Annotated in this window: 9 protein-coding genes; 4 read left to right on the plus strand and 5 right to left on the minus strand. The window is 48.7% G+C overall.

All coding sequences use genetic code 11. From position 1 onward, the window contains the following. Window positions 1-107: 107 nt before the first annotated feature. On the plus strand, window positions 108-2,456 hold the full coding sequence (clpA, locus tag Q1V74_RS00685) for an ATP-dependent Clp protease ATP-binding subunit ClpA (protein WP_300646594.1): 2,349 nt from the start codon (window positions 108-110) through the stop codon (window positions 2,454-2,456). Between the two features lie 54 nt (window positions 2,457-2,510). On the opposite strand, the gene dut is transcribed toward clpA, so the two are convergent. From dut to Q1V74_RS00710, 5 genes are read right to left on the minus strand one after another with little or no spacing between them, the layout of a single operon-like run. Then, window positions 2,511-2,960, minus strand: a complete 450-nt coding sequence (gene dut, locus Q1V74_RS00690; protein WP_260649565.1) for a dUTP diphosphatase — start codon at window positions 2,958-2,960, stop codon at window positions 2,511-2,513. Window positions 2,961-2,977: 17 nt separating this feature from the next. Further along, window positions 2,978-4,174 carry a bifunctional phosphopantothenoylcysteine decarboxylase/phosphopantothenate--cysteine ligase CoaBC gene (gene coaBC, locus Q1V74_RS00695; protein ID WP_300646596.1) on the minus strand — a complete coding sequence of 399 codons (1,197 nt, stop codon included), beginning with the start codon at window positions 4,172-4,174 and terminating at the stop codon, window positions 2,978-2,980. Beyond that, window positions 4,155-4,649: a signal peptidase II gene (lspA, locus tag Q1V74_RS00700; RefSeq protein ID WP_300646600.1), complete on the minus strand. Its 495-nt coding sequence runs from the start codon at window positions 4,647-4,649 to the stop codon at window positions 4,155-4,157. The genes coaBC and lspA overlap by 20 nt, the downstream gene beginning before the upstream one ends. Window positions 4,650-4,692: 43 nt before the next feature. Beyond that, entirely contained in the window at window positions 4,693-7,533 is a 2,841-nt protein-coding gene (ileS, locus tag Q1V74_RS00705; protein ID WP_300646601.1) for an isoleucine--tRNA ligase, read from the minus strand. After that, window positions 7,523-8,488, minus strand: coding sequence for a bifunctional riboflavin kinase/FAD synthetase (locus Q1V74_RS00710; protein WP_260649567.1), 966 nt, complete (start codon window positions 8,486-8,488; stop codon window positions 7,523-7,525). Before Q1V74_RS00710 ends, ileS begins: the two co-directional genes overlap by 11 nt. Window positions 8,489-8,529: 41 nt before the next feature. Between Q1V74_RS00710 and purN the strand changes: the two genes are divergently transcribed. The 3 genes from purN to Q1V74_RS00725 all read left to right on the plus strand — a co-directional run. Beyond that, window positions 8,530-9,180, plus strand: a complete 651-nt coding sequence (gene purN, locus Q1V74_RS00715; protein ID WP_260649569.1) for a phosphoribosylglycinamide formyltransferase — start codon at window positions 8,530-8,532, stop codon at window positions 9,178-9,180. Between the two features lie 15 nt (window positions 9,181-9,195). Then, window positions 9,196-10,530 (plus strand): RsmB/NOP family class I SAM-dependent RNA methyltransferase, encoded by a 1,335-nt coding sequence (locus Q1V74_RS00720; RefSeq protein WP_300646598.1) that lies wholly within the window; start codon window positions 9,196-9,198, stop codon window positions 10,528-10,530. Between the two features lie 92 nt (window positions 10,531-10,622). Next, window positions 10,623-11,728 (plus strand): fatty acid desaturase (locus Q1V74_RS00725; RefSeq protein ID WP_300646599.1); only part of this gene is annotated, 1,106 nt, incomplete at its 3' end.

Here is an 11,728-nt window from a genome sequence, read left to right on the forward strand (position 1 = left end):
CTAAATAGCCCTAATAGATGTGGGTTTTTTTATGAAAAACCCTTTAAAGATTCTAAATAGGCTCTATGATAGAGATATGAAATTATGTTTACCGTGAAGGAGGATACATGATCTCCGAAGAATTAGAAGTCAGTCTGCACATGGCCTTTGTCGAGGCCCGTGCTGCGCGCCATGAATTTATCACGGTAGAGCACTTGCTGTTGTCCTTGCTAGATAATGCGGCAGCGGTTGATGTGCTTCGCGCTTGTGCTGCCGATATTCCCGCATTACGTCAACATTTACGTAAATATATTGCGGATAATACGCCTATTGTCGAGGGCAAAGACGAAGTCGACACTCAGCCCACATTAGGCTTTCAGCGTGTGATTCAGCGCGCCATTATGCATGTGTCTTCCAGCTCCACTACGAAAACAGAGGTCACTGGGGCTCATGTGCTAGTAGCTATGTATGGCGAAAAAGACTCGCATGCGATTTATTATTTGCATCAACAGGGCATTACCCGTTTGGATATGGTGAATTACCTTTCACATGGGATTGCAAAGAATAATTCTCATCAGCCCATGGCTCAGCAGCCAGAGGATGGCACTGCAGGGGGGGCATCCCAACCGCAGTCACGTTCTCAAGCGGGTAGTGCAGAGCAAAAATCGCCCCTTGATCTCTACACCTCAAACTTAAATCACATGGCGCAGCAGGGGCGTATTGACCCCTTAATTGGTCGTGATAAAGAAATTGAGCGTGTAATTCAGGTTTTATGCCGTCGCCGCAAAAATAACCCTTTGCTTGTGGGCGAGGCGGGCGTCGGTAAAACGGCGATTGCCGAGGGCTTGGCTTTACGTATCGTTAATAAGCAAGTGCCCGATGTCTTGGCTGACACTGTGGTGTATGCGCTGGATATGGGGGCTTTGCTCGCGGGTACTAAATATCGAGGCGATTTTGAGCAACGTTTAAAAGCGGTGTTGGCCGACTTAAACAAACACCAAGGCTCAGTGCTGTTCATTGATGAGATTCACACCTTGATTGGTGCAGGTTCCGCTTCGGGGGGCGCGCTTGATGCCTCTAATTTACTTAAACCGGCTTTATCCTCAGGGCAGCTTAAATGCATGGGAGCCACGACGTATACAGAATATCGTGGCATATTTGAAAAAGACCATGCGCTATCACGCCGCTTTCAAAAAGTGGATGTGGTGGAGCCTACCGTAGAGGAAACCGTTCAAATCTTGCGCGGTTTAAAGCCTTATTTTGAAAAGCATCATGGTGTGCGCTATACCCAGTCAGCACTAAGTGCTGCTGCTGAGCTGGCTGCACGCCATATTAGCGATCGCTTTTTGCCTGATAAAGCCATTGATGTGATTGACGAGGCGGGAGCAGCGCAACGTTTGCTACCCCCATCTCGCCAGAAAAAAACAATCAGCAAAACCGATATTCAAGCAGTGGTGGCACAAATTGCTCGGATCCCACCTCAAAATGTCTCCACTGATGATCGCAATAAGCTAGCTACGTTAGAGCGTGATCTGAATACCGTAGTTTTTGGTCAAGCTAAAGCCATCGAGGCTCTGGCCGCATCGATTAAGATGGCGCGCTCAGGGTTGGGGCGTCCAGATAAGCCTATTGGTTCTTTCCTCTTTTCAGGGCCTACAGGTGTGGGTAAGACCGAGGTGGCTCGTCAGCTGGCATATGTGTTGGGGATTGAGCTTTTGCGCTTTGATATGTCAGAGTACATGGAGCGCCATACCGTTTCCCGTTTGATTGGGGCGCCTCCAGGCTATGTGGGTTTTGATCAAGGGGGCTTATTGACTGAAGCCGTTACCAAACACCCGCATTGTGTTTTGTTATTAGACGAGATCGAAAAAGCACACCCAGATGTGTATAACATCTTGCTTCAGGTCATGGATCATGGCACGTTAACAGATAATAATGGGCGTAAAGCAGATTTCCGCAATGTGATTATTATCATGACCACTAATGCCGGAGCCGAGGCGCTTAGCAAAAATACGATTGGTTTTGCGAATAAGCGCGAGTCCGGTGACGAAATGCAGGCAATTAAACGCTTGTTTACCCCCGAGTTCCGTAACCGTTTGGATGCCATTATTCCGTTTGCTCCGCTGTCTCGGGATGTCATCCTACGGGTAGTGGATAAATTCCTACTGCAACTTGAGCAGCAGCTTCATGAAAAGCGGGTGGAAATTAGCTTTACGGATGCAGTGCGGGATTATCTAGCCAATAAAGGTTTTGACCCATTAATGGGGGCGAGACCAATGCACCGCTTGATTCAAGACACCATCCGACGTGCTTTGGCCGATGAGCTTTTATTTGGTCGCTTAACGAATGGGGGCGTGGTAACAGTGGATTTAGATCAAGAAGACCAAGTGATTTTGGTATTTGATGATAAGGATTCTGGCTATGACAGTAGTCAACAGCCCACCCCGCAACATCCTGAAGCAGAGCTTATCGATTAGCCAAAGACAAAAACCCCAGCTTAACGCTGGGGTTTTTTGCAAAGTAGAGTGATTTTAATTGGTTCCCGTGCTACCAAAACCGCCGGTGCCGCGCTCGGATTCGCTCTCAAACGATTCGACGATATGGAAGCGGGGTTGCATCACAGGAACAATAACCATTTGCGCAATGCGCTCCATCGGTTCAATCACAAAAGGCGCATCACCACGATTCCACATAGATACCATAAGTGGACCCTGATAATCGGAATCGATTAATCCCACTAAGTTGCCTAATACAATACCGTGTTTATGGCCCAAGCCAGATCGGGGAAGAATCATGGCTGCATAGTTGGGGTCCCCGATATGCATCGCAATCCCCGTGGGGATGAATTGGGTTTGCCCTGGCTCCAGTGTAAGGGGAGCATCAATACAAGCGCGTAAATCTAAGCCTGCTGAGCCAGGGGTGGCGTATTCGGGTAGGGTGGTAACGCGTTGATCTAAAATTTTAATAGCAATGCTTTTCATAGAGAAAGAGGAACAGATTATAAGTAGCGGGCAATATGTTGGACGAGTTGTTGGGCAGCCTTTTGTTTGCTTTGGGCTGGCCATTGTTGATGTCCAGACTCATCAAAAATCATCAGTTGCGTATCATCGGCATCCATAGCCTGTTGGGCTAAGTTGCCCACTAATAAGGGTACGCCTTTGCGTAAACGTTTGGCTTGAGCATGCTCGATAAGCTTTTCTGTTTCAGCGGCAAACCCTACGCAAAAAGGGCGTTGAGCTTGAGGTAAGGCAGCAACATCGGCCAAAATATCTGGATTGGGAGCAAACTCTAGCATAGGGGCGTTTTGTTCAGCATTTTTTTTGATTTTATGCTGGCTTGCATTGGTGACGTACCAGTCTGCCACTGCCGCCACACTAATGAAGACATCCATATTGGGTGCTAGACTCATGACGGTCGCATGCATTTCACGTGCGCTTTGCACCCATTGTCGTTTGGTGCCATAGGGAGCCTCTAGGCGAACCGGGCCAGAGACTAAATGGACTTCGGCGCCGGCTTGATAAGCGGCCTCGGCAATTGCATAGCCCATTTTTCCTGAAGAGCGGTTAGTAATCGTACGAATCGGGTCAATGGGTTCAGCGGTAGGACCTGCGGTAATAAGCACGCGCTTACCAGCCAGTGATTTAGGTTGGAAAAAAGCGATCAGCTCTGCCAAGATCTGCATCGGCTCTAGCATACGTCCATCGCCAATTTCGCCACATGCTTGATCCCCTGAGCCAGGCCCAATCACATGCACGCCATCGGCTTTGAGCTGGGCAATATTGCGTTGCGTGGCGGGGTGAGCCCACATTTCCTTATTCATTGCTGGAGCAATAATAAGAGGGCAGTCACCGCGGGCTACACAAAGGGTGCTGAGCAGATCATCCGCTAAGCCTTGCGCTAAGCGAGCAATAAAATTTGTGCTGGCAGGGGCAATCAATATGGCATCGGCGTCACGGCTAAGATGGATGTGAGCCATATTATCTGCGCTGCGATTATCCCATAAATCCGTGTGGACGGGGCGCCCTGATAAGGCTTGAAAAGTCATTGGCGTAATAAACTGCTGAGCGCCGGCTGTCATTACTACGTCAAAGGTGGCGCCTTGATCTTGGGCGCGACGTAAAAACTCTGCGCTTTTATAACAGGCGATGCCGCCCGTTAAGCCGAGAATAATGCGTTTATTTGCTAAGGCTTGCATGGGATTCCTTTGCTTTTTTCTGCTGACGCAAACGAATGAGCTCGTCAAGTATTAACAAAATGGCGCCACAGGTGATAGCGATGTCAGCCACATTAAAAGCGGGAAAATACCAATCGCGCCAATAAAATAAAAGAAAATCGATAACGTGAGCATGCCAGAGGCGATCAATGACATTGCCTAAAGCTCCCCCTAAAATCAGGCTGAGTGCTAGACAAAATCGTGTTTGATGTGGCTGTTTGCGTAACATCTGTATGATCAGTACGGTGGCAACAAAGGCTACCCCTGTAAAGAACCAGCGCTGCCAGCCGGCCCCATCGGCTAAAAAGCTAAAAGCCGCTCCGGGGTTGTAAAGCAGAGTGAAGTCAAAAAAGGGGAGCACGGTCCAACGCTCAGCATAGTTCAGTTGGCTGTCAAAATAGTATTTGCTCAGCTGATCAACCACGATAATAGCTAAGGCAATAAAAAGCCAAGCGATAAAGCCCCAACGGGGGGTTGGGGCTTTGGGGGCGGAAGAGGGCTTAAGCGTGCTCACGGACTTCGCCTGGACCTTCTAGGTTTGTCACGCAGCGCCCACATAAAGTGGGATGCTGTGTACTTTGCCCCACATCATTGCTGTGGTGCCAGCAACGGTCACATTTTTGTGCAGTGGTAGGTGTGACCTCGATACGCAAGCTGTCGCCATTATGTACTGTGGCACGTGATACAAGCAAGACAAAGCGTAGATCGTCAGCGAGCTGCGACAATAGGGCATAGTCTTCGCCATTGGCGTAAATGTCGACCTCAGCTGCCAAGGAGGACCCAATTTGCCCAGCACTGCGCACGGCTTCGATTTGACGCATGACTTCAGCACGGATATCGCGGATACGATCCCATTGTGCTTGCAGTGAGGCATTGTCTTGCGCCAATGGAATGTCATGGAAAAGCTCGGTGAAAATGGTTAGCGGTTGCTCTTTACCCACATGCATATCTTTCCAGGCCTCTTCTGCCGTAAACGATAGAATCGGCGCCATGAGCTTGAGAAGGGCGTGGGTGATGTGATAGAGCGCCGTTTGCGCAGAGCGGCGGGCATAGCTGTTAGGTTGGGTAGTATAGAGACGGTCTTTGAGGATATCTAAATAAAACGCACCTAAGTCTTCTGAGCAGAAAGTTTGTAAACGCGCCACAATGGGGTGGAACTCGTAGACCTCGTAATGCTTTAACGCCTGTGCTTGCATTTGAGCAGTCATGCCTAAAGCATATCGATCGATGTCTAATAAACGGTCAATAGCAATCCCATCTTTTTCTATGTCAAAGTCGACAATATTGCCTAAAAGGAATTTTAGGGTATTGCGAATACGACGATAGGCCTCGACGACACGTTTGAGAATTTCGTCAGAAATAGAAAGCTCACCCGAGTAGTCTGTGGCAGCTGTCCATAAGCGCAAAATTTCCGCACCTAAGGTGTCTGCGATTTCCTGGGGAACCATGACGTTGCCCACCGACTTACTCATTTTGCGGCCTTTGCCATCAACGACAAAACCATGGGTAAGTAGCGCTTTGTAGGGGGCCCGGCCGTACATCATGCAGCCAGTGAGTAAAGAGGAGTGGAACCAACCACGGTGCTGGTCTGAGCCTTCTAGGTATAAGTCCGCCGGCCAGGTCAGTTCATCCGCATGGGAACCTTTGATTTGGGGGTCATTATGCCCACCAAGTACCGTAGCATGCGTCGTGCCTGAGTCAAACCACACATCGAGAGTGTCTGTGTTTTTTTCGTATTGGTCGGCTTCGTCGCCTAATAAGTCCGCCGGCTCGATGTTTTGCCAAGCCTCTAAGCCCTCTTTTTCAATACGTTGGGCCACGAGCTCAATGAGCTCAGGAGTACGCGGGTGTAGCTCACCGGTTTCTTTATGTACAAAAAACGCCATCGGAACCCCCCATTGTCGTTGACGCGATAGGGTCCAGTCGGGGCGGTTGGCAATCATGGCGTGTAAGCGAGCCCGACCCCAAGAAGGGTAAAAAGCTGTGTTTTCCACGGCTTCGAGTGCCATGTCACGCAGAGTGCGCCCTGTGCTGTTTTCTACATCCATACCGGCAAACCACTGGCTGGTAGCACGATAGATAATGGGCGTTTTGTGGCGCCAGCAGTGCATATAGCTATGCTGGTGATTTTCTACTTTTAATAATGTGCCTGCTTCATCGAGGGCTTGCACAATATGGGGGTTGGCTTTAAAGATGAACTGTCCCCCAAATAAGGGAAGGCTATCAGCGTAAACACCATTAGCCATTACTGGGGTTAGCATCTCATCGTCGATTAAGCCATGGGCTTTGCAAGACATGAAGTCTTCTACCCCATAAGCCGGTGCAGAGTGTACAACACCAGTACCCGAGTCAAGGGTTACATAGTCAGCCAGATAAACGGGCGCGACGCGATCATAGCCAGCATCAGCTTGGGCGAGAGGATGGTGGAAGTGAATGAGCTCTAAGTTTGCTCCAGCGGTACTAGCCACTATTTCTCCGCTTACGCCCCATTCCTCTAGGCATTTTTCTACGAGGTCTTTGGCCAGAATGAGCATCGTGCCAGTAGCGCGGGGTTGAGCTAAACGAACTAAGGCATAGTCGAACTCGGGGTGGATATTGAGCGCTTGGTTAGCTGGGATTGTCCAAGGAGTTGTGGTCCAGATAACAATAGCGCCATCCTCAACTTGATCGAGCCCAAAAGCGGCTGCGATTTTTTCTTTTTCGGCAAAAGGAAAAGCGACGTGAATGGAGGGATCAGTACGATCGGCGTACTCCACTTCGGCTTCGGCTAAAGCCGATCTACAGTCAAAACACCAATTAACGGGTTTGAGACCGCGGAAAACAAAGCCTTTTTCCATGATGCGACCCAGCACACGCAGTTCATCGGCTTCGTTGCTGTAGTTCATGGTGAGATAGGGGTTATCCCATTCGCCAAGTACACCCAAACGGATAAAGTCCTCACGCTGACTATTGATTTGTTCTGCAGCATACGCACGGGCTTTGGCTTGGACCTCTTTGACGGGAAGGTTTTTACCGTAGAGTTTTTCGATTTGGACTTCAATGGGCATCCCATGACAATCCCAGCCCGGCACATACTGTGCGTCGTAACCAGCCATATTACGGCTTTTTACGATAATGTCTTTGAGTACTTTGTTGACCGCATGGCCAATATGAATGGAGCCGTTGGCATAGGGAGGGCCATCATGCAAAACAAATTTTGGGCGGCCTTTACTGGCGGCGCGGATAGCGGCATATACCTTTTTTTCTTGCCATTCTTTCACCCAAGTGGGTTCGCGTTTGGCTAAGTTACCACGCATTGGAAAAGGGGATTCGGGTAGGTTTAAAGTGTTTTTATAGTCCATGGGAGGCAAAATACTCACGAGCGCTGCTAGCATCGTTGTCGATAGCAGCCATCATTGTCTGTAGATCAGGGAATTTTTCTTCGTTTCGTACAAACTGTAGAAACTCAACTTTTACTAGTTTACCGTAAGCGTTTACAACACGGTCTAAAATATGTACTTCTAGCAACAGCTTACCCGCGTCCATGACGGTAGGGCGTACGCCTAAACTAGCAATACCAGGTAAAGGCTGTTCGCCTAAACCGTATAACTTTACTATATATACACCAGAACGGGCAGCGCAACGTGCTGGTACTGGGATATTAAGCGTGGGATAACCAATCGTACGCCCCAGTTTTTGTCCATGCACCACATGCCCACTGATACGGAAAGGGTGGCCCAAAGACTGCTTTACACGTTCTAATTGTCCTTTGGCTAGTGCGGTGCGTATGCTGGAGCTTGAGATGCGCTGCCCCTCGGGCGAGGGCACATCATCTATCGTTTCTACTTGAAAACCATACAGGGCACCGGCCTTTCGCAATAGCTCAATATCACCTTGGCGCTGATGCCCGAATTTGAAGTCTTTACCCACCAGCAGCCACTTGGTATTTAGACCCTGTACTAAAAGCTCATGTACAAATACCTCGGCCGGTAATGAAGCAAAATCTTGGTTAAAGCGTTGTAAGACAATTTGTTGTGCCCCGTGATGAGCAAGAGCTTGTAATTTATCTCTTAGGGGATTGATCTGGGCAGGGTACAATTCAGGGCGATTCGCTCGCTCGGCAAAATAGGCGCGCGGATGTGGGCTAAAAGTCACCACGGTTGATAGCAGTTGGCGCGCGGCAGCCTCTTGTCGTAAACGTTGCAAAATGGCTTGGTGACCCAGGTGAACCCCATCAAAGTTGCCGATGGTAACGGCACTCGCCGCCTGAGTGTCAAAGCGCGGTAAAGAGCGATAAATAGTAAAGGTAGATTTCACGGGCAAGTTGACTCTTGTCTTGAATACGTTGGAGCAAAAAATTGACGGAATCGAATAAAAAATGCCGCCTGGTTATTTTAATATCAGGGCGTGGTTCGAATATGCAATCCATAGTAGAGACGATAAAAAGCAAACCGCTTCCTGCGGAAGTGGTAGCGGTGATCGCCAATAAGGCCGATGCTCAGGGCATCCAGTGGGCTAAAGACCAAGGCCTTGTGACTGAAATTGTAGAGCATAAACGGTTTGCTGACCGCCAGCAATTTGATAAAAAACTGGCGCAGGTCATTCATCAGTATGAACCTGACTATGTATTACTTGCTGGGTTTATGCGGATTTTAACGCCAGAGTTCGTACAGCAGTTTGAAGGACGTTTGATTAACATCCATCCTTCTTTGTTGCCTTTGTTTCCGGGGTTGCATACGCATCAGCAAGCCATTGATGCTGAGTTACAATGGCATGGTTGCACCGTGCATTTTGTGACTCCAGTGTTAGACCATGGGCCTATTATCGCCCAAGGGATTGTGCCTGTACACCATGATGACACGGCAGAGCGCTTGGCTGAGCGGTTGTTACCTATAGAGCACCATGTTTATAACCAAGTAGTACAGTGGCTAGCTGAGGGTCGCGTTCGATTATTACCTAATGGACGGGTTCAGGTTTCTGATCAGCCACATCGTGCCTTTGTGGCTTAACTTTTAAATAAAACTATGACAACACAACGTCCAACTCGTAAAAAAAACACGTTTTCGAAACGATCTGCACATCAAGCGCCTGTGTCTATGGAACAGCGGCGTATTGATCAGGTCACCGAGGTCTTAGGCCAGATCCTACAATGGGAGCACCCCGCTGATCAGGCGTTATCGCAATGGATGAGAAAGCAAAAGCATATGGGCGCACGTGACCGTTCTGAAGTCACTAATGCCGTTTTTGATGTTTTGCGTCATTTGCGCCGTTATCGTTATTTGGCGGAAAGCGGGACCGGTTCGGTGACACGCCGGTTGGCGATTTTAGGTCTAGGGAACACATGGCAAAAAGACTTAGCCCCTGCGCTGGATGCGGAGCAGAAGCTCTGGCTTGAGCATGTGCGTACACTTGATACGATGCCAATGTCTTTTGCGCAGCGTTATAGCTTGCCTGATTGGCTAGCTAGTCAGATAGCCTCTTTAGCAGATGCGGAATCGTTGGCGCAGGCTTTAAACACCGAGGCCCCACTGGATTTACGTGTAAACCCATTAAAAACGGATCGCCAAACGGTGTTAGCACAATTACAACACGGTGATACAGCGCGTTTTGATCCGCAGCCAACCTCTTACTCGCCTTGGGGTATTCGTTTGGCAGGTCGTCCTTATTTGGCAAACTGGCCACAGTTCGAAAAAGGGGAAATCGAGGTTCAAGACGAGGGTAGTCAGCTCTTAGCGGCATTAGTAGCGCCCAAACGGGGCGAAATGATCATCGATTTTTGTGCTGGGGCGGGAGGAAAAACGTTGTTGATTGGCGCGTTGATGCGTTCAACGGGGCGTCTCTATGCATTTGATACGTCTGCGGCACGCTTAGCGCGAGCAAAGCCACGGTTTGCACGCAGTGGGTTGTCAAACGTCGTTCCTGTGGTGATTAATGAAAGCAATGATGCGCGAGTGAAACGCTTGCAAGGCAAAGCACAACGAGTATTGGTGGATGCACCGTGTAGTGGGACAGGGACTTTACGACGTAATCCTGACCTAAAATGGCGCAATCATGAGCAAAGTATTGCGCATTATGTACAGGTGCAGCGTGAAATTTTGCAACGGGCTGCAAAATGTGTCGCACCCGGCGGTCGTTTGGTTTATGCTACGTGTAGTTTGTTAAAAGCAGAGAATCAGGAGCAGGTCTCTTGGTTTTTGGCACAACACCCCCACTTTGAGCTTATGGATGTTAATCCTATAATAGCCACACGTAGTCCTGATCTACATTTATCAGGACCTTTTTTGGAACTGCGCCCAGATTATCATCATACCGATGGTTTTTTTGCGGCCGTATTACAACGTAAAGTGGAATCGTCTTGATATGGCTCAAGTCACTTTATGACTCAAGCTGGCTAAACTAAAACTTTGATTCCTCCCTGTTGTAATTCACATGGATCACTTGTACTAGGTCTATGCAAAATATACTTAATTTTCTCGCTGGCGGGCTAATGCAATGGTCATGGTGGCAAATTGTTTTGTTCACTTTGGCTGTTACGCACGTCACTATTATTTCCGTTACGTTGTTTTTACACCGTAGTCAGGCACACCGGGGCTTGGATTTACATCCTGCCGTCATGCACTTTTTTCGCTTCTGGTTATGGCTAACAACCGGCATGATCACCAAAGAGTGGGTTGCCATTCACCGTAAACACCATGCCCGCTGCGAGCGCGAGGGCGATCCGCATTCACCTGTGGTTTTTGGTTTAGGTATGGTGTTTTTCCGTGGCGCTGAACTCTACCGAGAGGAAGCGAAAAACGAGGAAACCCTGAAACGATTCGGTCATGGCACGCCCGATGATTGGTTAGAGCGTAATCTTTACTCCAAACATAACTTGCTTGGCATTTTAATTATGCTTGGCATTGACCTGGCTTTATTTGGCCTAGTTGGTTTGGCGGTTTGGGCGGTACAGATGGCTTGGATTCCCTTCTGGGCGGCTGGGGTAGTTAATGGAGTAGGTCATGCAATTGGCTACCGTAATTTCGCTAGCCCTGACACAAGCACTAACGTATTTCCTATCGGCATCATTATTGGGGGCGAAGAACTCCACAATAACCATCATGCCTATGGGACCTCTGCTAAATTCTCCAGCAAGTGGTACGAATTTGATTTGGGTTGGGTATATATCAGCATTTTGCGCTTTTTTAAACTTGCTACGGTCAAAAAGGTTGCTCCGAAATTACGCCTAGAGCCAGTAAGCAAAGCGGCAACCGCCGATATCAATTTGGATACTTTGCAGGGCGTTATTACTCACCGCTATGAAATCTTAGCGCGTTATGCAGATGTCATTCGTCAAGCGGCATCCGAGGAAATTGCTCGCTTAAAACACAAAGACGATCATAGTCAGCTTTCTTTGCTTAAGCGTTGTAAAGACTGGATCGGGCGTGGGGATGAGGTCTTAGACGAAGAGCAGCGCGCCCAACTGCAAAAAGTCTTAAATGAAGACGGTAAGCTTTCTACTGTAGTACAAATGCAAGTCGAGCTAGCACGGCTTTGGGAAAGCTCCAGCGCAACCAGCGA

It is taken from the genome of Paenalcaligenes sp., from assembly GCF_030152715.1.
GTDB classification, from domain to species: domain Bacteria; phylum Pseudomonadota; class Gammaproteobacteria; order Burkholderiales; family Burkholderiaceae_B; genus Paenalcaligenes; species Paenalcaligenes hermetiae.